The following is a 19,747-nucleotide window of genomic DNA, read 5'->3' on the forward strand; positions in this document are numbered from 1 at the left end:
CCCCCCGGACCCCCCGAGGGTATTTGTCAAACGGTGAAGGATCAGCGCAGCTTGAGCGTCGCGAGCCCGATCAGCGCCAGGATCAGCGCGATGATCCAGAAGCGGATGACGATCTGCGCCTCGCCCCAGCCCTTCTTCTCGAAATGGTGGTGGATGGGTGCCATCAGGAAGACGCGCTTGCCGGTGCGCTTGAAGTAGAGGACCTGGATGATGACCGAAAGCGCCTCGACCACGAAGAGGCCGCCGACGATGGCCAGCACGATTTCATGCTTGGTGACGACGGCGATGGCGCCCAGCGCGCCTCCGAGCGCCAGGCTGCCGGTGTCGCCCATGAAGACCGCAGCCGGGGGGGCATTGTACCACAGAAAGCCCAGGCCGCCGCCGATCAGCGCCGCGACAAAGACCGCAAGCTCGCCGGTGCCGGGGACGAAGTGGACGCCGAGGTAATTCGCGAAATTGGCGTTGCCGACCATATAGGCGATGACGGCAAAGGTGGCGGCGGCGATCATGACCGGCATGATGGCCAGGCCGTCCAGCCCGTCCGTCAGGTTGACCGCATTGGCCGCGCCGAGGATCACCAGGACCGCAAAGGGGATATAGAGGATCGACAGGTTGATCAGCGCGTCCTTGAAGAAGGGCAGCGCCAGCTGGCCCGACAGCGCGTCGGGGTGCAGCCAGGCGGCCGCCGCCCCGGCAAGCGCCGCGATGCAGAGCCCGATCAGCAGCCGCACCCGGCCCGAGAGGCCGGCGTGGTGCTGCTTGGTGACCTTGGCGTAGTCGTCGGCAAAGCCGATCGCGGCAAAGCCCAGCGTGACGAGAAGCACGATCCAGACATAGCCGTTGTCGAGCCGCGCCCAGAGAGTCGTGCCGATGGTCAGCGCGGCCAGGATCAGCAGCCCGCCCATGGTCGGCGTGCCGGCCTTGGAGAAATGGTTCTGCGGCCCGTCATCGCGGATCGGCTGGCCCTTTTTCTGCTTGCGGCGCAACAGGTCGATCAACGGCCGGCCGAAGAAGAAGCCAAAGATCAGCGCGGTGAAGAAGGCTCCCCCGGCGCGGAAGGTGATGTAGCGGAACAGGTTGAAGAAATCGCCGCCGTCAGAGAGCGACGTGAGCCAGTAGAGCATTAGGCATTCCTTTCGCCAGGCGCCGTGCTTTGACCCGTCCGCCGCAGCGCGTCAACCACGGTCGAGACGCGCGATCCCTTGGAGCCTTTCACAAGCACGATATCGCCCGGGGCGACCAGGTTGCCGACCCGGTCCGCAAGCGCGGCGGCGCTGTCGGCGTGGATGCCGCGCCGGCTGGCCGGCAGCGCCTGGTGCAGGGCGCGCATCCGGGGACCGGCGGTGTGGACCAGATCGACCTGGGCCATCGCCGGGTCCTGGGCCATGCCGGCGTGCATCGCGGCCTCGTCCGGGCCGAGTTCCAGCATGTCGCCCAGGATGGCGACACGGCGCCCGCCGGTCAGCCGCGCGAGCGTCGCGAGACCGGCCGCAAGCGAGGTGGGGTTCGAGTTATACGCGTCGTCGATCAGCCGGATGCCGCCCAGATCCTCGACCGCGCCGCGCCCCAGGGGCGGGCGCCAGTCGGACAAGCCGCGCGCCGCCTGGGCCACGTCTGCCCCGGCGGCCGACAGCGCGGCAAGAATCCCGACCGCGTTCATCACGAAATGCGTGCCAGCGGTCGCCAGGGTGAAATCCACCGTCTCGCCCAGCACGCGGGCGCGGACGCGGGTGGCGCCGTCGGTCGTCTCGGCGGTGACGGGCCGCGCCATGCCGTGCTGGCCGAAGCCGATGACGATGGCCCCCGCCGCATCGGCGCAGTCGCGCAGCAGTTGGGTGACGGGCAGGTCCTCGGGGACGACGGCGGTGCCGGGCTGGGTCAGGCCGGCAAAGATCGCGCCCTTTTCGCGGGCGATGCCCTCGATCACGCCGAAGGCCTCGAGATGGGCGGCGGCGACGGTGGTGATCATGGCGACCTGCGGGCGGGCCAGGCGGGCCAGCGGCTCGATTTCGCCGGGGTGGTTCATACCGATCTCGACGATGGCGAAATCGGTGTCGGCTGGCATCCGGGCCAGGGTCAGCGGCACGCCCCAATGATTGTTGTAGCTGGCCTCGGCGGCGTGGATCACGCCCTGCCCGGCCAGCGCGATACGAGCCATTTCCTTGGTCGAGGTCTTGCCGACCGAGCCGGTGATGGCGATGACGCGGCCCCGCATGCGGGCGCGGCCGGCGCGACCCAGCGCCTCCAGCGCAGCCAGAACGTCGGGGACGACCAGTAGGGGCGCGTCGGGGGCGACACCCTCGGGGATGCGGCTGACCAGGGCGGCGCCGGCGCCCTTGTCCAGCGCCTGGGCCACGAAGTCATGCCCGTCCCGCGCCGCCTGCAGGGCCACGAACAGATCGCCCGGTTGCAGCGTCCGGGTGTCGATGGAAACGCCGGAGACGGCGAAATCGCGGGTCGCCCGCCCGGCCGTGGCCGCGGCGGCGTCAGTCGAGGTCCAAAGCGTCATATCTTGCCATCCAGCGCGGCGACGGCGACCGAGGCTTGCTCCGCGTCGTCAAAGGGATAGACATCGCTGCCGATGATCTGGCCGGTCTCGTGGCCCTTGCCGGCGATCAGCAGCGCGTCGCCTGGCTGCAGGGCATCCACGCCGCGCAGGATCGCCTCGGCCCGGTCGGGCACCTCATGGGCTTCGGGACCGGCGCCGGCCATGATCTCGGCGCGGATCGCGGCCGGGTCCTCGGTCCGGGGGTTGTCGTCGGTGACGTAGACGACATCGGCGAATTGCCGCGCCGCCTCGCCCATCAGGGGGCGCTTCAGCCGGTCGCGGTCGCCGCCTGCGCCAAAGACCACGATGATGCGGCCCATCACATGCGGGCGCAGCGATTGCAGGGCCGAGGCCAGCGCGCCGGGCTTGTGGCTGTAGTCGACGAACACCGCCGCGCCGTTTTCGCGCATGGCGGCCAGCTCCATGCGGCCGCGCACGGTGGTCAGGCCGGGCAGCGCCTCGATCACGCGGTCGGCGGGGTCGCCAGCCGCGATGGCCAGGCCGGCCGCCGCCAGCACGTTTTCCACCTGGAAGCCGCCGATCAGCGCCAGCCGGACCAGATGCGCCTGGCCCTGCCAGGAAAACCGCAGATCCTGGCCCGTCGCGTCGTAGCGCTGGCCCAGGATGCGCAGGTCGGCGCCCTCGGCCTTGCCGATGGTGGTCAGCACCAGGCCGCGGTCGCGGGCGATGCGCGCCATCTCGCGGCCGCGCGGGTCGTCGATGTTGATGACGGCGGCCGCGCCTTCGTCCAGGACATGGTTGAACAACAGCGCCTTGGCCGCGAAATAGGCGTCGAAATCCTTGTGATAGTCCAAGTGGTCCTGGCTGAAGTTGGTGAATGCCCCCGCGCGCAGCCGCACCCCGTCCAGCCGGCGCTGGTCCAGCCCGTGCGAGCTTGCCTCCATTGCCGCATGGGTGACGCCGGCGCTTGCCGCCTCGGCCAGGATGCGGTGCAGGGTCAGGGGGTCGGGCGTGGTATGGGCCAGCTTCGCCTGATAGTCGCCCTGAACGCCCATGGTGCCCAGGCTGATCGCCTTGTGCCCCAGCGCCTGCCAGATCTGGCGGGTGAAGCTGGCGACCGAAGTCTTGCCCGACGTGCCCGTGACGCCGACCATCACCTCGGGCTGGCCGGCAAACCAGAGGGCCGCCGCGCCGGAAAGCGCCGCGCGCGGGTCCTCGGCCACAACCAGCGCCGCGTCCGAGCCGGCCAGGACGCCGGCCGCGATCTCGGCCCCCTGGCGGTCGGTCAGCACCGCCGCCGCGCCCTGACGCAGGGCATACTGGATGAATTCGCCGCCATGCGCGACCGATCCGGGCAGCGCTGCGAACAGATGGCCCGGCCGGACTTGCCGCGAGTCGGTGGCTACTCCCGTCACCTCGGGGTCGCGCCCCTTGTCCCCCCTTAGCCCCAGAAGGGACAGCCGCATCGCCCTGTCAGTCACGCGAACCCCGTTTTTCAGTTCGAGACGAGCTTTAGCGCATCGCCGGCGGGCCGATCAACCATCGGCAAGGGCTTGTCGGTGATCGGGCGCAGGCCCAGCAGCGGCGCGACGCGGCGGATGGTTTCGCCCGCGACGGGCGCGGCGGTCATGCCGGCGGTGCGGCTTTCCCCCCCGCCCGCGACCGAGGTCGGCTCGTCCAGCGACAGGACCAGCACATATTTCGGGTCGCTGGCCGGGAAGACCGAGGCGAAGGTCGACACCACCTTGTTGCCGTAATACCCGCCCGAGGGGCGCGGCTTGTCGGCGGTGCCGGTCTTGCCCGCGACCTCGTAGCCCTCGACATTGGCGCTGCGGCCGCTGCCGCGCACGACGACCTGGCGCAGCAGTTGCACGGCGGTACGCGCGGCCTGGGGCGACAGCACCTGTTCGCCCTCGCGCCGGACGCGGTCGTGGATCAGGGTGGGCGTCACCCGCTTGCCGCCGTTGGCGACGGTGGCATAGGCGGCGGCCAGGTGCAGCGGGCTTGCGGCAAGGCCATGACCGAAGGCCACGGTGGCCGAGGTCACGGCGGGCCAGCGTTTCGGCACCAGGGGCTTGCCGGTCGGCGCCTCGCTCATCTCGATCAGGGTCGGCTCGAAGAAGCCGAGCTTTTCAAGAAAGTCGCGCTGGCGTTCGGGCCCCAGCAGCTGCGCAACCCGCACCGTGCCCACGTTCGAGGATTTCACGATGACATCGGTGACGGTCAGCGTGCCATAGTTGTGGTTGCGGAATTCGTTGATCAGATACTTGCCGATCTTCATCGGCGCCTTGGCGTTGATCAGCGTGTTGGGGCTGACCAGCTTCAGGTCGATGGCCTGCGCCACCGGGAAGATCTTGAAGGTCGAGCCCAGCTCGTACTGCCCCTGCACCGCGCGGTTGAACAGCGGGCTGTCCGAGGGATCGCCCTTGAGCAGCGGCCGCGGCCGGTCGTTCGGATCGAAATCGGGCAGGCTGGCCATGGCCAGGATCTCGCCGGTCTTGACCTCCATCAGGATGCCGGTGGCGCCCTTGGCGTTCATCACCTTCATGCCGTTCGACAGCACCTCCTCCATCGCGGCCTGAACGCTCAGGTCCAGCGACAGGGTCAGGGGCGCGCCGTCGTTCGCGGGATCGCGCAGCCAGCGGTCGAAGGCCTTCTCGACGCCCGCGACACCCACCACCTCGGCGCTGGCGACATCCTCGCGGCCAAAGGTGGCGCCGCCCAGGATGTGGCTGGCGATCTGGCCGTTGGGGTAAAGCCGCATCTCGCGCGGGCCGAACAGCAGGCCGGGCTCTCCGATGTCATGGACGGCCTGCATCTGTTCGGGGCTGATCTTTTTCTTGATCCACAGGAAGCTGCGCTTGCCGGTGAAATCGGCCGTCAGCCGCTCGACGTCCAGGTCGGGAAAGATCGCCGCCAGCTTCTGGGCCGCGCCCTTGGGGTCCACCATCTGGCGGGGATGGGCATAAAGCGAATGGGTCAGCAGGTTCGTCGCCAGCACCCGGCCTTCGCGGTCGGTGATGTCGGCGCGCTGCGAGATGATCTGGGCGCGGCTGATCTGGGCGCGCGGCTCGACCGGCTGGCTGGCGGCCATGGCGCCCATGCGCACGCCCACCACCGCGAAGGCCGCCGCAAAGGCGCAGGACATGAACAGCAGCCGACGCTGGGCATGGCCGCGCGCGCGTTCCTGGATCTGGGCATGCCGCTGGGCGCGGTTCTCGGCCTCGATGGCATCGGGATTCTCGCCCTTCTCACGCGCGCGAAGAATGCGGGCCAGCGGGCGCAGCGGGGTGCGGATCATGGCGTCGTCTCCTGTGGTCTGAGCGGCGGAAAGCCCGCCGGGCGTTCGATGGGCGGATTGGCCGGATCAAACCCGGCGGTGGCAGCGGCGCGGGGCGGCGGAAAGGCGACCTGCCCCACGTCCACGAACTGGTCTGCGCCGAACGGCACCAGCCGCAGCTTGTCGAAGTTCAGGTTGACCAGTTCGCGCAGCCGCTCGGGCCGGTTCAGAAAGGCCCATTCGGCGCGCAGGACGCCCAGATCCTCGCGCAGGTTGGCGATCTGGCGCTGCACGGCGGTCATCTCGGACAGGGCGGCCTGGGTGCGGTAATTCTCGCGGTAGGCCCAGAAGGCCAGGGCCATGACGGCAAGCGTCGTCAGCAGGTACAGGACGGACCGCATCACGCCCCCCTGTCCAGCCGGGGCAGGCCCAGGGCCTGCGGATCGACCCGGCCGGCCGGCGCATCGGTGCGGATGCCGACGCGCAGCAGGGCCGAGCGCGCCCGGGGGTTCGCCGCCAGTTCCTGATCGTCCGGCCCGATCGCCCGGCGGAAGGGCAGCGTGAAGGCGGGCTGGTCCTGCTCGACCTCGGGGGCATAGCGGCTGCCGCCGCCCGCGCTGTTCGAGCGCGCCTGCATGAAGCGCTTGACGATCCGATCCTCGAGCGAATGGAAGCTGACGACCGCCAGCTTGCCGCCCGGGCGCAGCGCGCGTTCGGCGGCGGCAAGCCCCGCGACCAGCTGACCGAATTCGTCATTGACCCAGATGCGGATTGCCTGGAAGGCGCGGGTCGAGGGGTGGCTTTGCCCCGGCTTGGGGCGCGGCAGGCAGCCGGCGACGATGTCCGACAGCTGGCCGGTGCGGGTCAGCGGGCGCGCGGCGACGATGGCGCGCGCGATGCGGCGCGAGGCCCGCTCCTCGCCATACAGATACAGCACGTCGGCGATGACCGCCTCGGGGGCACTGTTCAGCAGGTCGGCGGCGGTCGGACCGTCGCCACCCATGCGCATGTCGAGCGGCCCGTCGCGCAGAAAGGAAAAGCCGCGCTCGGCCTGGTCCAGCTGCATCGAGCTGACGCCCAGGTCCAGCACCACGCCGTCGACCGGCTCTCCGGCCAGGCGGTCGAGGTCGGAAAAGGTCCCCTCGGTCAGCCGCAGGCGGTCGCCATACTCTCCGGCCCGGTCCCGCGCCATGCGGAACACGCTGGGATCGCGGTCGATGCCGATGACGCGCTGCGCGCCTTGCGCCAGCAGAGCCCGGGCATAGCCGCCCGCGCCGAAGGTGCCGTCCACCCAGACGCCCGCGACAGGCGCGACGGCCCGCAGCAGCGGGCCCAGCAGGACGGGAACATGGGGATCGGACGCGGCCGCCATTCAGACCTCGGCTCCGCCCGGAGGGGTCAGCAGCGACAGGGGATCGGCGCCCGGCTCGAACTCGGGAACCAGTTCCTCTAGCCGGCGTTCCTCATCCGCATAGGCGGCCGGGTTCCAGACCTTGAGGCTGTCGCCCGCCGAAATGAAGAAGGCGCTGTCTGTGAGACCGATCTTTTCCCGCAGTTTCTGGGGCAGGACCAGACGGCCGTCGCCGTCGATCTCGGCCTCGTCGGCATGGCCCTGGTATATGTTTTCCAGCAGGTTGCGGGCGGCGCTGCCGCGCGGCATGCGCGAGATGCCGTCCTCGATCTCTTCCATGGCGGTCATGGTGAACAGTTGCAGATAGTTCCAGTCTCGCGTGCCGTAGACGATGACCAGTTGCGCGCGCTTGCCGGTGTCCCAGTCGGGATCGCAGGATTCAAAGACGCGGCGGAACTTGGCAGGGATGGAAACGCGACCCTTCGCGTCCACCTTGACCTCCTCCGACCCTCTGAACCGGCGTGCCAACGGCCCGCTCTCCTTCCACTGTCCCGACCTTTTCGGTTCTCCGAAAAGGAAAGGGCGGATCGGGCTGCTGCCACTGCCCGATCCGCCGCCCTCGTTCCCATTCCTGGGCCCCGTGTTTCGGGGATCATTGGCCCTGTTTCCGCGCCACCTGGGGGGTGCTGCTCGCGCGGAACAGAAGCATTTTTCGGAAAGCGGGTGCCTGTATGAAGCCTGCTTGTCGCCTTGGGATCTTGTCGTCCCCTGAGCCCGTTTCCGTGAGCAAAGGGATGGCATGGGAATTCATGGGACGCAATGGGTTTGTTGGCGCAGCCCTGGGGCGCAGGCGGCGTTTCGCGCGTGAACACAGGAGAAACATTTCGCTAGCAAACATTAACTGATGGAAGTTATTGGAATTCGGGCGCGCACAACCACAAGATATGGTGGGTGATCGTTGGTGGGACAAATTTCCCACATTTTCCCTGAAACCGTCGCTGCGAACGCAAAAGGGCCCCAATGGGCCCCGGCACACGGCTTTTTCGAGGAAAGGATTCGGCTTCGAGTCGCGCAAAGGCTCACGCAGGATCACGCGGCGGTGATTCCCATTCCGGCCATTCCCGCAGCGTTCCGTGGCCAGTCCCGTGAATTCCCGGAACCGGCCTCGAATCCCACCCTCAGGCCATGCCGCCGCCGATCAGGCGGTCGGCCAGCCGGTCGAAGGCGGCGGCCACCGGCCCGCCCTGCGCCGCGACCGGCGTTCCGGCATCGCCCGCCAGCCGCACCTCGAGATTCAGGGGAATCTCGCCCAGGAACGGCAGGCCCAGCTGGCGCGCCTCGGCCGCGACGCCGCCATGGCCGAACAGATGCGCCTCGTGCCCGCAGTTGGGGCAGATATAGGTCGACATGTTTTCAACCAGGCCCAGCACCGGGGTCTTGAGCTTGTCGAACATGTCGATGGCGCGGCGCGCGTCGATCAGGGCCACGTCCTGCGGCGTCGACACGATGATCGCCCCCGATACCTGGGCCTTCTGGCACAGCGACAGCTGCACGTCCCCCGTGCCCGGCGGCAGGTCCACCAGCAGCACGTCGAGCTCGCCCCAGTTCACCTGGGTCAGCATCTGCTGCAGCGCGCCCATCAGCATGGGCCCGCGCCACACCACCGCCTCGCCTTCCTTCATCATCAGGCCCAGCGACATGACGGTGACGCCATGGGCGTGCAGGGGCTGGATCATCTGCCCCTCGCTGGTGGGCCGCTGCCCGGTCAGGCCCAGCATGCGCGGCTGCGAGGGGCCATAGATATCGGCATCCAGCAGCCCGACCCGCCGCCCGGCCCGCGCCAGCGCCACCGCCAGGTTCGAGGTCAGCGTGGACTTGCCGACGCCTCCCTTGCCCGAGCCGATGGCAATGATCCGCGCCACGCCCGGGACCGGCGCCGGCCCCGCCTGCGGCGTGGGGTGGCGGCCGATCTTGAGGCTGGGGGGCGCATCGCCCCCTGAACGCGCCGCGACCTGGGGCGCGGGCCCGCGCGGGCCGGCGGGCGCGGTCGTCACGATCTGCACCCGCTCGACCCCCGGCAGGGCCTTCAGGCGACGCTCGGCCTCGGCCTCGACAGGGGCCAGGGCGCGGGCCGTCGCGGCGTCGGCCGCCTCGATCACGAATCGGACCGTGCCGTTTTCGACCGAAAGGGCGCGCACCATGTCCGCCGAGACCAGATTCCCACCCCCTGGAACCGCGATCTGCCGCAGTTCAAGAAGAACACTTTCCTGTGATATCGCCATTTGGTCCCCGCCTTCAAAGCCGCGGCAGCATCGCAACTTAGACCGGCATCGGCAAGGGAAAGGACGCGCCGCGCAATAAGGTATTGTTTCCCCGCGTAAAGATTGCCCGATTATCGCGGTTTTACAGGAACAGTTACAAGGGTCCTATAAAAATTAAGACTTATTAAAGGCTTGGAGACAGGTTCCCAGAAAGCCATTCGGTTTCTGCATAGCAGCATCGCGCCCCCCGCTATTGTGCGACTGCGGCGAAAAGCGCATGTTGGCCCTAACAAAGCGACGGACATCCCGAAGCTGACCGAGACGCAAGAGTGTATGAAATGGCTGTTCTTGACCTGAACCACGGCGCTGCCCGCAACCACATCGGCGAAGGCCGCGTTGGCACCCTGGTCGCCGGCATGCGCGACTACTTCGCACGCCGGGCGCTGTACCGCCAGACCGTCCGCGAGCTGAACCAGTTGAACGGCCGCGAACTGGCCGACCTGGGCATCAGCCGCTCGATGATCCGCAGCGTGGCCTACGAAGCCGCCTGGGGCACGAAGTAACGAACGGAATACCCGACCCCCTCCTCCTCCCTGGGGTCCGGGTTCAGGCGGCATCCTCCCTCCTCCTCCCTGAGGATGCCGCCGCTCAGATACGGTAAGACCCCTCCTCCTCCCTGGGTCTTACGGTTCAGGCGGCTTCCCCCTCCTCCTCCCTGGGGAAGCCGCCGACAGAATACCGCGGGGCCCCTCCTCCTCCCTGGGCCACGCAGTCAGGCGGCTCCCCCTCCCTCCTCCCGGGATGCCGCCGAACCATACCGCGGGACCCCCTCCTCCCATTGGGTCCTGCAGTTCAGGCGGCTTCCCCCTCCTCCTCCCTGGGGATGCCGCCACCAATACGCCGGGCCCCTCCTCCTCCCTGGGCCTTGCGGTTCGGGCGGCACCCCCCTCCTCCTCCCTGGGGGTGCCGCCTAAAACAGCCGCCACGCGGCGGCACGGAATGCGACGGTCCCTCTCCTCCTCCCCGGGATCGTCAGCTTGCGGTGATGGCCTCCTCCTCCCTGCCATTGCCGCACCCATACGCGGCCTCTCCTCCTCCCTGGGCCGGCGTTGCGCGGCGGTGCCCCCCTCCTCCCTGGGCGCCGCCGCTTTTCATTCGCGGGGCATCGGTGTAGGGCGCTGGCATGTTGTCCTATCAGCACGCCTATCACGCCGGAAACCTGGCCGACCTGCACAAGCACGCGCTGCTTGCCTGGATGCTGGCCTATCTGACCGCCAAGCCGAAACCGCTGACCTATCTGGAAACCCACGCCGGTCGCGGGCTGTACGACCTGTCCGGCCCCGAGGCCGGCAAGACCGGCGAGGCGGCGGCCGGCATCACCCGCGCGCTGGCGCAGGACTGGCTGTCTCCGGACCATCCCCTCCGCCACGCCCTGGACCAGGCGCGCAGCCTTTATGGCCCCGACGCCTATCCCGGCTCGCCGCTGATCGCCCGTTACTTCCTGCGCCCCGAGGACAACGCCCATCTGGCCGAGCTGCACCCGGCCGAGCACGAGGCGCTGGCCCGTGTCGCGGGTTTCGCCCATCTGCACCGGCAGGACGGCTTGCAGATGGCGCAGGCGCTTTGCCCGCCCACGCCGCGCCGGGGGCTGCTGCTGATCGACCCCAGCTATGAGGTCAAGGCCGATTACGACACCCTGCCGCGCCAGATCGGCTTGCTGGCGCGGAAGTGGAACGTGGGCATCATCGCGCTGTGGTATCCGGTTCTGACCGACGACCGCCAGGCGCCGATGGTGCGCGCACTGCGCCAGTCCCAGCCCGAGGCGCTGTTTTCCGAGGTGCGCTTTCCCCCCGCCCGGCCAGGGCATGGCATGGTCGGCTCGGGCATGGTGGTGCTGAACCCGCCCTACGGGCTGGAGGCCGAGGCGGCCAGGCTCTCTGCCCTGTTCGCCAGGCTGTAGGCCAGGGCGGCGGCGGCCCGGCGGTCGTCCTCCGTCTCGGGCCCCGTGGCCCAGGGCCGAAACCGCAGGCGAAAGGCCGACAATGCGGCCGGGCTGTCGGGATAGCCGATCCGGGGCAGGCTGTCAGCCAGCGGCCGGTCCTCGCCCAGACCCTCGGGCCAGAGGGACAGGCCGCCCAGCGCCAGCCTCCGCCAGTCGAATCGCGGCCCCGGATCGGTCTTGCGGCCCGGCGCCATGTCTGAATGGGCGATCACCCCGGCCGGGCCGATGTCCCAGCGGACCATGATGCCGCGCAGCAGCGACTCGAGCGCGGCCATCTGCGGATCGGGAAAGGGCCGGTCGCCGGGATTGGCAAGCTCGATGCCGATGCTGCGAGAGTTCACGTCCTCGCGCCCCTGCCAGGACCCCGCGCCGGCGTGCCAGGCGCGACGATCCTCGGGGACCAGCGCCTCGGTGCGGCCGTCCTCGCGGATCAGCCAATGCGCGCTGACCTCGGCCAGGGGGTCGCATAGCCGCGCGCGCGCCGATTCGGCATCGGCCATCCCGGTATAATGGATCACGATCAGCGCCGGCCGCTGCCCGCGCCGGTCGCCGTGATTGGGCGACGGGCCCAAGGCCGCGGGCTCAGCGCGGCGCGCGGAAGGGCTTGGGATCCCAGCCGCAGACATAGCCGTCGCCGTCCGGGTCCATGCCGCGCGGGTCGATCAGCGGCCCGCCCGACGCGATGAAGGCCCGCTGCGCCGCATCGCGCGACGGATAATTGCTGCACAGGTGCGCGGCCTGCGCGATCGAACCGCCGGTGCGCTGATAGACCGTCGCGCCGGGGTTCTGCGGCTGCTGATGGGCATAGCGCACCAGCACCGGGGTCGAGCCCGGATAAGGCCCGGTCGTCGCGACCTGGGCATTGGCCGGCACCTCGGCCGCGACGACTCGGACCGCACCGGTCTGGCGCTTGGGCAGCACGACCTGGGGCGCCTCGGCCGGCAGCTGCACCGGGATCACCTGCGGCACCGGGCCCTGCCCCTGCAGCGCCGCTTCCCGGGTCTGCAGGTATTTCGCATAGGGCGAGCCATTGTGCATGGCGCTGTAATTGGGATTCCAGCCGGTATTCTCGGCACAGGCGGCCAGGGCCAGGATCGGTGCCAGCACCGAAAGGATCGTCAGTTTGCGCATCGCCATGCCCCTGCTTGCCCGCCTACCACCAGCGCGACGGTTTCGCGTCGAAGCCTGCCGCAGACTCCACCGCCTGCGCAAGGTTCAACAGCGCCCCCTCTTCCCACGGGCGGCCGATCAGTTGCATGCCAAGAGGCAGCCCCTGCGCGTCCAGCGCCACCGGAACCGAGATGCCGGGCAAGCCGGCCAGGTTCAGCGTGACCGTGAACACGTCGTTCAGATACATCTCGACCGGATCGCCCTTGTCCATCGACCCCAGAGGAAAGGCGGCGCTGGGGGTGGTCGGCGCCAGGATCGCGTCGATGCCGCCGGCATAGGCGCGGTCGAAGTCCTGCTTGATCAGGGCGCGGACCTTGCGGGCGCGGTTGTAATAGGCGTCGTAGAACCCCGCCGACAGCACATAGGTGCCGATCATCACGCGGCGCTTGACCTCGGGGCCAAAGCCCTCGGCGCGGGTCTTTTCATACATCTCGACCACGCCGTCGCCCGCGCCCAGTTTGGCGCGGCGGCCATAGCGCACGCCGTCGTAGCGCGCCAGGTTCGAGGATGCCTCGGCCGGGGCGATGACGTAATAGGCCGGCAGCGCATATTGCGCATGGGGCAGGCTGATGTCGACGATCTCGGCGCCCGCGTCCCGCAGCATGTCGGCGGTGCGCGACCAGAGCGCGTCGATTTCGTCCGACAGCCCCTCGATGCGGTATTCCCTGGGAATGCCGATGCGCTTGCCGCGGATGTCGCCGGTCAGCGCCGCCTCGTAATCCGGCACCGGGCGGTCGGCGCTGGTCGAATCCTTGGGATCGACCGAAGCCATGGCTCCCAGCATGATCGCGGCGTCGCGCACCGTCCGGGCGATCGGCCCGGCCTGGTCCAGCGAACTGGCATAGGCGATGACACCCCAGCGGCTGACCCGGCCATAGGTCGGGCGCAGCCCCACCGTGCCGGTGAAGGCCGCCGGCTGGCGGATCGAGCCGCCGGTGTCGGTCGCCGCCGCCCCAAGGCACAGGCCCGCCGCCACCGCGGCCGCAGACCCGCCCGAGGAACCGCCCGCCGTCCGGTTCACGCCGTCGTCCAGCTTCCACGGGTTCACCGTCGGGCCATAGACGCTGTTCTCGGTCGACGACCCCATGCCGAACTCGTCCTGGTTCAGCTTGCCCAGCATGACCGCGCCCTGGCCCCACAGGTTCCCGGTCACGGTCGATTCATATTGCGGCCGGAACCCGTCCAGGATGCGGCTGGCCGATTGCGAGGGCACGTCCCGGACGCAGAACAGGTCCTTGACGCCGACCGGAATGCCGGTCATCGGCGCGGCCTCGCCCGCCTTGATGCGGGCATCCGCCGCCCTGGCCATTTCGCGCGCCCGGTCGGGCGTGTTGTGGACGAAGGCGTTCAGCGCAGCCGAGCCCTCGATGGCCGACAGGCAGGCCTCGGTCAACTCAACGGCCGTCGTCTCGCCTTTCGCCAGCGCGTCGCGGGCCTCGGCGATGGTCAGTCTGTTCAGCTCGCTCATTCCACCACCTTCGGCACGGCAAAGAAGCCCTCGCGCGCGTCGGGCGCGTTCTTCAGGATCAGGTCCTGCATGTCGCCGTCGGTCACGACATCCTCGCGCCGCTTCAGGCGCATCGGCTCGACCCCGGTCATCGGCTCGACACCGGTCACGTCGACCTCGTTCAGTTGCTCCATGAAGTGCAGGATGCCGTTCAGCTCCTGCGCCAGCGCCGGCAGGTCCGCGTCATCGACCGCGATGCGCGCCAGATGCGCGACCTTGCGGGCCTCATCCTGAGTAATCGCCATGGGGGCTCCTTTCGCTTGGGGGCGGTTTACCGCCCGCGCCCCGGCGGGGCAAGCGGCGGATGCGGCGGAACTTTACCCAGGCCGCCCGGCTTGGCAGGATGCCCGCGACAAGGAAAGGAGCCCCGATGAAACTGACGTGGCTTGGCCACTCCGGCTTTCGGCTTGAAATCGAACAGGCGGTGATCCTGATCGACCCCTGGATGTCGGGAAACCCGGTCTTTCCCGACGACCGCCGGGACGAGGCCGTCCGTGGCGCGACCCACATCCTGCTGACCCACGGCCACGGCGACCACACCGGCGACACGCTGTCCATCGCGCGTGACCTCAAGATCCCGGTCGCGGGAATCTACGACCTGATCTCGACCTGGCAGACCCACCAGGGGATCGAGGGAATCGGCTTCAACAAGGGCGGCACCGTGGACCTGGGCGGCGCGCGCGTCACCATGGTGAACGCCAGCCACAGCTCGTCCTTTGAAGGCAACGAGGGCCCGATCTATGCCGGCCACGAATCCGGCTACATGATCGCGGGCGAAGGCCATGTGATCTATGTCTCGGGCGACACCGACATCATGGCCGACATGGGCTGGATGGGCGAATACCACCAGCCCGACATCGGCATCCTCTCGGCCGGCGGCCATTTCACCATGGACATGAAGCGCGCGGCATGGGCGGCCCGGAAGTACTTCGATTTCAAGACCGTGATCCCCTGCCACTACAAGACCTTCCCGCTGCTGGAACAGGATGCCCAGGCGCTGCGGGACGGCCTGCCCGGGGTCCAGGTGATCGAACCCGAGGTGCTGGTGCCGATCGCGCTCTAGGGCCAGCGATAGGGACTTGGCTGCGGCACCGGCCGGTCGGTCGGGACCGCGGGCGCAAAGATCTCGACCAGCAGCGGGTGGCAGGGGGCGGCGTCGCTGGAATGTTCGGCGCCGCAGTCGCCGCCCGGGCAGGCCGAAAGCCCGCCGATCAGGTCGATCTCGGCGAACAGTTCAAGATAGTCGCCCGGCCGCACCGGGCTCGCCTTCATCAGATACTGCCCTGTGTCGCGGCTGAAGCCCGTGCACATGAAGACGTTCAGCACGTCGTGGACCAGCCCCTCGACCTCGGCCGGGGGACGGTTCAGTTCCTCGGCCAGGGCGTTGGTCAGGTTCGAATGGCAGCAGTGGTGATAATCCCCGCCGCTCAGCAGCTTGTGGGTATAGGGGTCGCAGCGCGTGCCGATCACGTCATGGACCGAGGCGCCGTATTCGTCGATCCCGTACCATTCCAGCGTGTCCTCGGTCACCGTCGCCATCGGGCGCAGGAACGGCAGGCAGGACCACATCCGGTCGCCGCGCGTCAGGTGCGTGCCGTGCAGCGCCCGGGTCTTGCCGGAAAAGAACCGCTCGGACGGATCATGTGCGGACCACAGGTTCAGGTCGCCGACCTGCGGCCCTTCGGTGCAGGTGATGCGAAAGAAATGCCCGGCGGGAACGCGGAAACACCGGGCGCGGCGCGGCGGCACCAGGCATTCGCCGGTCTTGCGCGCCATGCGCCGGGTCTCGGCCAGTTGGAACAGCTGCGGATCGGGAAGCGCCTCGGCCGGATAGCAGACGACCGGGGCGACGGCACGACGCTCGGCGGCGTCGACAGGGATGCGATGGGTCATGCCGGCAATGCTAGCCGCAAGGGGCGCGGGACGGCAAGCGCCCGCCGGGCTTTCACCGTTTTCCCAAATACCCATGCGACCGTGCCACGGGACGCTCTCGCAAAAACGAAAGCGCGGCCGTCAAGCCGCGCTGCAAGGCCCGAAGGGGCAAGGCCGGGTTCAGGCCGCGAGGCGCTCTTCCGCACGCTCAAGCGGCATCGGCTCAAAGCTGAAATAGCCGAACATCTGCTCCAGCACCGCCAGCGCCTCGGCTGCGGGCTTGTCGGCGGAGCGCTTCAGCACGGCAAGGTTTTCGGTCGCGTTCAGGGTCGTCATGGTTCTCTCCGGGGTCGGAACGGTCGTTTGTCTCCCCGCGGAAAAGATAATGCCGCGCCGCAGAATATTCCACCCTGCGGCGCGGCATGTCACGGTATACCGGCCATGACGCCGGTGCAGGTCACGCGGCGATCAGGCGATGCGCTCGACCATCATGTGCTTGATCGAGGCGATGGCCTTGGCCGGGTTCAGCCCCTTGGGACAGGTGTTCGTGCAGTTCATGATCGTGTGGCAGCGATACAGCTTGAACGGGTCCTCCAGCGCGTCCAGCCGCTCGCCCGTGGCTTCGTCGCGGCTGTCGATCAGCCAGCGATAGGCGTGCAGCAGGGCCGCCGGGCCCAGATAGCGGTCGCCGTTCCACCAGTAGCTCGGGCAGGATGTCGAGCACGAGGCGCACAGGATGCATTCGTAAAGCCCATCCAGCTTCTTGCGGTCCTCGATCGACTGACGCCACTCCTTGTCGGGGGTGGGCGTCTCGGTGATCAGATAGGGGTTCACGCTGGCGTGCTGGGCATAGAAATGCGTCAGGTCGGGGATCAGGTCCTTGACCACCGGCATGTGCGGCAGGGGATAGATGTTCACCTCCTTGCCCTTCACCTCGTCGATGCCGAAGATGCAGGCCAGGTGGTTGCCGCCGTCGATGTTCATCGCGCAGGAGCCGCAGATCCCCTCGCGGCAGGACCGGCGGAAGGTCAGCGTGGGATCGATCTCGTTCTTGATCTTGATCAGCGCGTCCAGCACCATCGGCCCGCACTTGTCCAGGTCGACGTAATAGGTGTCGATGCGCGGGTTTTCCCCGGTGTCCGGGTCCCAGCGATAGATGTTGAAGCGGCGGACGTTCGTGGCGCCTTGGGGCATCGGCCAGGTCTTGCCGACCCGCATGCGGCTGTTCTTGGGAAGATTGAGTTGGACCATTGGGTTACTCCTGGTGGTCTGACCGCCACGGGCGATCGGCCGTCATGCGGCAGGCTGAATGGCAAAGGGCGTCAGCGCGCCCTCCACCCCGGTTGGTCGTAAAGCGGTCGGTTGGGCATCTGCCCCGAGCGGCGCTTCACGCAGTTCTGGAACACCTGGGCCGGATCGCGGCCCATGATATAATCCGACGAGACGCCCACGCGGACAAAACCGCCGCGCGCCCCGTGCGAGCCAACGCCCACGCCCATCTCGGTGCGCGGACCGGTGGCGTCGCGGGCGCTGTCAAGACAGGCCCGTTCGGCCTGTTCGACCGTCAGCGGCGTGCAGGCCCCCAGCGCCAGCAGGGCCAGCACCGCCGGGGCGCCCGCGCGCCGCATCAGACCGTCCGCTTGGCCGCTGCAGCGGCTCCGGCGATGCACTGCGTCGTGGCCGGCCGGCCCACGACCGAGGCGACGGCGCCGCTCGCGTCGGCGGATTGCGCGATGTCGGCCAGTTCCGCCGTGGTCGCGTTCTGCAGCACGCAGTCGGTATAGGGCGCGACATTCGCCCCCGGCAGGCGCTTGGCCATCTCGCGGTTGACGACCACCCGGGCCGAGCTGCGCACGGCCGCATCGGGGTTCGGGGTGACGACCGGCGGCACGATCGCCGTCGGCGGCATCGTGCCGGGGTTCTGCACGCAGCCCGAAAGGGCCAGGGCAGCAACCGTCAGGGTCAGGGGCAGGCTCAGGGAAAGGCGCATCAATAAACCCTCGCTTTGGGTGCGATCTTTTTCAGATCGATCCCGCCCTCGTCTTGCGTGGTCAAAGGCTCGAGGTGGACGGGCCGATAGGCCAGTTTAACATCGTTGCCTTCGATCCAGGCAAGCGAGTGCTTGCGCCAGTTGGCGTCATCCCGCTCGGGCCAGTCCTCGTGCGCATGGGCGCCGCGGCTTTCCTTGCGCGCCTCGGCCGCGACGATGGTCGCCAACGCGTTCGGCATCAGGTTGGTCAGCTCCAGCGTCTCCATCAGGTCGCTGTTCCAGATCAGGCTGCGGTCGGTGACCTTGATGTCGTTCATCCGCGCGGCGATGGCTTCCATCTTCTCGACTCCCTCGGCCAGGGTCTTGTCGGTGCGGAAGACGGCGGCATCGGCCTGCATGGTCTTCTGCATCTCCAGCCGCAGTTCCGCCGTGGGGGTGCCGCCGTTGGCGTTGCGGATGCGGTCGAAGCGCTCCAGCGCCTTGTCCACCTCGGCCCGGTTGGTCGTGGGGATCGCCGCCTTGCGGTCGATCACCTTGCCGGCGCGGATCGCGGCGGCCCGCCCGAACACCACCAGGTCGATCAGCGAGTTCGAGCCCAGCCGGTTCGCGCCGTGCACGCTGGCGCAGCCCGCCTCGCCCACCGCCATCAGGCCGGGGAAGACGGCGTCGGGCGCGTCCTCGGTCGGGTTCAGCACCTCGCCCCAATAGTTGGTGGGGATGCCGCCCATGTTGTAATGCACGGTCGGCAGGATCGGGATCGGTTCGCGCGTGACATCGACGCCGGCAAAGATGCGGGCGGATTCCGAAATCCCCGGCAGACGCTCGGCCAGGCTTTCCGGCGGCAGGTGCTGCAGGTTCAGGAACATGTGGTCCTTGTGCTCACCCACGCCGCGGCCTTCGCGGATCTCCAGCGTGATGCAGCGGCTGACCACGTCGCGCGACGCCAGATCCTTGTAGGTGGGGGCATAGCGCTCCATGAAGCGCTCGCCTTCCGAGTTCGTCAGGTAGCCGCCCTCGCCCCGCGCGCCCTCGGTGATCAGGCAGCCCGAGCCATAGATGCCGGTCGGGTGGAACTGCACGAATTCCATGTCCTGCAGGGGAAGGCCGGCGCGCGCCACCATGCCGCCGCCGTCGCCGGTGCAGGTGTGGGCGCTGGTCGCGCTGAAATAGGCCCGGCCATAGCCGCCCGTCGCCAGCACCACCATCTTGGCATTGAAGACGTGGATGGTGCCGTCATCGAGCTTCCAGCAGACCACGCCGGTGCAGGCGCCGTCCGTGACGATCAGGTCCAGCGCGAAATATTCGATGAAGAACTCGGCCTTTTCCTTCAGCGACTGGCCATAAAGCGTGTGCAGGATGGCGTGGCCGGTGCGGTCGGCGGCGGCGCAGGTGCGCTGCACCGGCGGGCCCTCTCCGAATTCCGTGGTATGGCCGCCGAAGGGGCGCTGATAGATCTTGCCCTCCTCGGTCCGGGAAAACGGCACGCCGTAATGTTCCAGCTCGTAGACCGCCTTCGGGGCCTCGCGCGCCAGGTATTCCATGGCGTCGGTGTCGCCCAGCCAGTCCGAGCCCTTGACGGTGTCGTACATGTGCCACTGCCAGTTGTCCGGGCCCATGTTCGACAGCGATGCCGCGATGCCGCCCTGGGCGGCGACGGTGTGGCTGCGGGTCGGGAACACCTTGGTCACGCAGGCCGTACGCAGCCCCTGTTCGGCCATGCCCAGCGTCGCGCGCAGACCGGCCCCGCCGGCGCCCACGACCACCACGTCATAGTCGTGCGTTTCGTATGTATAAGCTGCCATTGC

Annotated in this window: 21 protein-coding genes; 3 read left to right on the forward strand and 18 right to left on the reverse strand. The window is 68.6% G+C overall.

Annotated features, from left to right (window positions below):
* Positions 1-41: 41 nt before the first annotated feature.
* The 8 genes from mraY to BU28_RS0102680 form a co-directional block, all read right to left on the reverse strand.
* Positions 42-1,124 carry a phospho-N-acetylmuramoyl-pentapeptide-transferase gene (mraY, locus tag BU28_RS0102645; RefSeq protein ID WP_028718065.1) on the reverse strand — a complete coding sequence of 361 codons (1,083 nt, stop codon included), beginning with the start codon at positions 1,122-1,124 and terminating at the stop codon, positions 42-44.
* Positions 1,124-2,509 (reverse strand): UDP-N-acetylmuramoyl-tripeptide--D-alanyl-D-alanine ligase, encoded by a 1,386-nt coding sequence (locus BU28_RS0102650; protein WP_028718066.1) that lies wholly within the window; start codon positions 2,507-2,509, stop codon positions 1,124-1,126. Before BU28_RS0102650 ends, mraY begins: the two co-directional genes overlap by 1 nt.
* Complete coding sequence (locus tag BU28_RS0102655) at positions 2,506-3,975, reverse strand: UDP-N-acetylmuramoyl-L-alanyl-D-glutamate--2,6-diaminopimelate ligase (protein WP_036761813.1); 1,470 nt, start codon at positions 3,973-3,975, stop codon at positions 2,506-2,508. The genes BU28_RS0102650 and BU28_RS0102655 overlap by 4 nt, the downstream gene beginning before the upstream one ends.
* Positions 3,976-4,004: 29 nt before the next feature.
* Complete coding sequence (locus BU28_RS0102660; protein ID WP_028718068.1) at positions 4,005-5,810, reverse strand: peptidoglycan D,D-transpeptidase FtsI family protein; 1,806 nt, start codon at positions 5,808-5,810, stop codon at positions 4,005-4,007.
* Positions 5,807-6,190: a cell division protein FtsL gene (gene ftsL, locus BU28_RS21865; RefSeq protein ID WP_036761814.1), complete on the reverse strand. Its 384-nt coding sequence runs from the start codon at positions 6,188-6,190 to the stop codon at positions 5,807-5,809. The genes BU28_RS0102660 and ftsL overlap by 4 nt, the downstream gene beginning before the upstream one ends.
* Positions 6,190-7,161: a 16S rRNA (cytosine(1402)-N(4))-methyltransferase RsmH gene (gene rsmH / locus BU28_RS0102670; protein ID WP_028718069.1), complete on the reverse strand. Its 972-nt coding sequence runs from the start codon at positions 7,159-7,161 to the stop codon at positions 6,190-6,192. The genes ftsL and rsmH overlap by 1 nt, the downstream gene beginning before the upstream one ends.
* Positions 7,162-7,668 (reverse strand): division/cell wall cluster transcriptional repressor MraZ, encoded by a 507-nt coding sequence (gene mraZ, locus BU28_RS0102675; protein ID WP_028718070.1) that lies wholly within the window; start codon positions 7,666-7,668, stop codon positions 7,162-7,164. It abuts the gene before it with no gap.
* 650 nt (positions 7,669-8,318) lie between these two features.
* Positions 8,319-9,422 (reverse strand): Mrp/NBP35 family ATP-binding protein, encoded by a 1,104-nt coding sequence (locus BU28_RS0102680; protein ID WP_028718071.1) that lies wholly within the window; start codon positions 9,420-9,422, stop codon positions 8,319-8,321.
* Positions 9,423-9,739: 317 nt separating this feature from the next.
* Between BU28_RS0102680 and BU28_RS0102685 the strand changes: the two genes are divergently transcribed.
* Positions 9,740-9,964 carry a DUF1127 domain-containing protein gene (locus tag BU28_RS0102685; protein ID WP_080621828.1) on the forward strand — a complete coding sequence of 75 codons (225 nt, stop codon included), beginning with the start codon at positions 9,740-9,742 and terminating at the stop codon, positions 9,962-9,964.
* Positions 9,965-10,584: 620 nt separating this feature from the next.
* Positions 10,585-11,361 carry a 23S rRNA (adenine(2030)-N(6))-methyltransferase RlmJ gene (gene rlmJ / locus BU28_RS0102690; protein ID WP_028718073.1) on the forward strand — a complete coding sequence of 259 codons (777 nt, stop codon included), beginning with the start codon at positions 10,585-10,587 and terminating at the stop codon, positions 11,359-11,361.
* Here the strand turns inward: rlmJ and BU28_RS21870 are convergent.
* Genes BU28_RS21870 through gatC form a run of 4 tightly spaced genes read right to left on the reverse strand, consistent with a single transcriptional unit; the run spans position 11,307 to position 14,325 of the window.
* Positions 11,307-11,975 (reverse strand): N-acetylmuramoyl-L-alanine amidase, encoded by a 669-nt coding sequence (locus BU28_RS21870; RefSeq protein WP_088239164.1) that lies wholly within the window; start codon positions 11,973-11,975, stop codon positions 11,307-11,309. The two genes, rlmJ and BU28_RS21870, sit on opposite strands and share 55 nt — an antisense overlap.
* Positions 11,976-11,985: 10 nt before the next feature.
* Complete coding sequence (locus BU28_RS0102700) at positions 11,986-12,534, reverse strand: hypothetical protein (RefSeq protein WP_028718074.1); 549 nt, start codon at positions 12,532-12,534, stop codon at positions 11,986-11,988.
* A 22-nt stretch (positions 12,535-12,556) separates the two neighbouring features.
* A complete protein-coding gene (gene gatA / locus BU28_RS0102705; RefSeq protein WP_028718075.1) occupies positions 12,557-14,041 on the reverse strand; it encodes an Asp-tRNA(Asn)/Glu-tRNA(Gln) amidotransferase subunit GatA in 1,485 nt (494 codons plus the stop codon).
* Positions 14,038-14,325 (reverse strand): Asp-tRNA(Asn)/Glu-tRNA(Gln) amidotransferase subunit GatC, encoded by a 288-nt coding sequence (gatC, locus tag BU28_RS0102710; protein ID WP_028718076.1) that lies wholly within the window; start codon positions 14,323-14,325, stop codon positions 14,038-14,040. Before gatC ends, gatA begins: the two co-directional genes overlap by 4 nt.
* 125 nt (positions 14,326-14,450) lie before the next feature.
* Here gatC and BU28_RS0102715 point away from each other — a divergent pair, with 125 nt between their 5' ends.
* Complete coding sequence (locus BU28_RS0102715) at positions 14,451-15,143, forward strand: metal-dependent hydrolase (RefSeq protein WP_028718077.1); 693 nt, start codon at positions 14,451-14,453, stop codon at positions 15,141-15,143.
* Here BU28_RS0102715 and BU28_RS0102720 read toward each other — a convergent pair.
* From BU28_RS0102720 to sdhA, 6 genes are all read right to left on the reverse strand, one after another.
* Positions 15,140-15,973: an urea carboxylase-associated family protein gene (locus BU28_RS0102720; protein WP_028718078.1), complete on the reverse strand. Its 834-nt coding sequence runs from the start codon at positions 15,971-15,973 to the stop codon at positions 15,140-15,142. The two genes, BU28_RS0102715 and BU28_RS0102720, sit on opposite strands and share 4 nt — an antisense overlap.
* A 159-nt stretch (positions 15,974-16,132) precedes the next feature.
* A complete protein-coding gene (locus BU28_RS25230) occupies positions 16,133-16,288 on the reverse strand; it encodes a hypothetical protein (RefSeq protein ID WP_155992515.1) in 156 nt (51 codons plus the stop codon).
* A 132-nt stretch (positions 16,289-16,420) separates the two neighbouring features.
* The gene (locus BU28_RS0102730) at positions 16,421-17,203 is read right to left on the reverse strand and encodes a succinate dehydrogenase iron-sulfur subunit (RefSeq protein WP_028718079.1); all 783 of its coding nucleotides are present in this window, start codon (positions 17,201-17,203) and stop codon (positions 16,421-16,423) included.
* A gap of 71 nt (positions 17,204-17,274) precedes the next feature.
* Positions 17,275-17,580 carry a hypothetical protein gene (locus BU28_RS0102735; protein ID WP_028718080.1) on the reverse strand — a complete coding sequence of 102 codons (306 nt, stop codon included), beginning with the start codon at positions 17,578-17,580 and terminating at the stop codon, positions 17,275-17,277.
* Positions 17,580-17,942, reverse strand: coding sequence for a hypothetical protein (locus BU28_RS0102740; RefSeq protein WP_223251978.1), 363 nt, complete (start codon positions 17,940-17,942; stop codon positions 17,580-17,582). The genes BU28_RS0102735 and BU28_RS0102740 overlap by 1 nt, the downstream gene beginning before the upstream one ends.
* The gene (sdhA, locus tag BU28_RS0102745) at positions 17,942-19,744 is read right to left on the reverse strand and encodes a succinate dehydrogenase flavoprotein subunit (protein WP_028718082.1); all 1,803 of its coding nucleotides are present in this window, start codon (positions 19,742-19,744) and stop codon (positions 17,942-17,944) included. The genes BU28_RS0102740 and sdhA overlap by 1 nt, the downstream gene beginning before the upstream one ends.
* Positions 19,745-19,747: the final 3 nt, after the last annotated feature.

The sequence above is a fragment of the Paracoccus yeei ATCC BAA-599 genome (assembly GCF_000622145.1).
In the GTDB taxonomy this organism is placed as follows: Bacteria; Pseudomonadota; Alphaproteobacteria; order Rhodobacterales; family Rhodobacteraceae; genus Paracoccus; species Paracoccus yeei.

Bases quoted from the DNA above. Each gene is read 5' to 3' on its own strand.
- gatC (WP_028718076.1), bottom strand. From the start codon at position 14,325: ATGGCGATTACTCAGGATGAGGCCCGCAAGGTCGCGCATCTGGCGCGC.
- mraY (WP_028718065.1), bottom strand. From the start codon at position 1,124: ATGCTCTACTGGCTCACGTCGCTCTCTGACGGCGGCGATTTCTTCAAC.
- BU28_RS0102685 (WP_080621828.1), top strand. From the start codon at position 9,740: ATGGCTGTTCTTGACCTGAACCACGGCGCTGCCCGCAACCACATCGGC.
- BU28_RS0102650 (WP_028718066.1), bottom strand. From the start codon at position 2,509: ATGACGCTTTGGACCTCGACTGACGCCGCCGCGGCCACGGCCGGGCGG.
- BU28_RS0102715 (WP_028718077.1), top strand. From the start codon at position 14,451: ATGAAACTGACGTGGCTTGGCCACTCCGGCTTTCGGCTTGAAATCGAA.
- BU28_RS25230 (WP_155992515.1), bottom strand. From the start codon at position 16,288: ATGACGACCCTGAACGCGACCGAAAACCTTGCCGTGCTGAAGCGCTCC.
- BU28_RS0102740 (WP_223251978.1), bottom strand. From the start codon at position 17,942: ATGCGCCTTTCCCTGAGCCTGCCCCTGACCCTGACGGTTGCTGCCCTG.
- ftsL (WP_036761814.1), bottom strand. From the start codon at position 6,190: ATGCGGTCCGTCCTGTACCTGCTGACGACGCTTGCCGTCATGGCCCTG.
- gatA (WP_028718075.1), bottom strand. From the start codon at position 14,041: ATGAGCGAGCTGAACAGACTGACCATCGCCGAGGCCCGCGACGCGCTG.
- BU28_RS0102730 (WP_028718079.1), bottom strand. From the start codon at position 17,203: ATGGTCCAACTCAATCTTCCCAAGAACAGCCGCATGCGGGTCGGCAAG.
- sdhA (WP_028718082.1), bottom strand. From the start codon at position 19,744: ATGGCAGCTTATACATACGAAACGCACGACTATGACGTGGTGGTCGTG.
- rlmJ (WP_028718073.1), top strand. From the start codon at position 10,585: ATGTTGTCCTATCAGCACGCCTATCACGCCGGAAACCTGGCCGACCTG.
- BU28_RS0102655 (WP_036761813.1), bottom strand. From the start codon at position 3,975: ATGCGGCTGTCCCTTCTGGGGCTAAGGGGGGACAAGGGGCGCGACCCC.
- BU28_RS0102680 (WP_028718071.1), bottom strand. From the start codon at position 9,422: ATGGCGATATCACAGGAAAGTGTTCTTCTTGAACTGCGGCAGATCGCG.
- BU28_RS0102660 (WP_028718068.1), bottom strand. From the start codon at position 5,810: ATGATCCGCACCCCGCTGCGCCCGCTGGCCCGCATTCTTCGCGCGCGT.
- rsmH (WP_028718069.1), bottom strand. From the start codon at position 7,161: ATGGCGGCCGCGTCCGATCCCCATGTTCCCGTCCTGCTGGGCCCGCTG.
- BU28_RS0102700 (WP_028718074.1), bottom strand. From the start codon at position 12,534: ATGCGCAAACTGACGATCCTTTCGGTGCTGGCACCGATCCTGGCCCTG.
- BU28_RS0102720 (WP_028718078.1), bottom strand. From the start codon at position 15,973: ATGACCCATCGCATCCCTGTCGACGCCGCCGAGCGTCGTGCCGTCGCC.
- BU28_RS0102735 (WP_028718080.1), bottom strand. From the start codon at position 17,580: ATGCGGCGCGCGGGCGCCCCGGCGGTGCTGGCCCTGCTGGCGCTGGGG.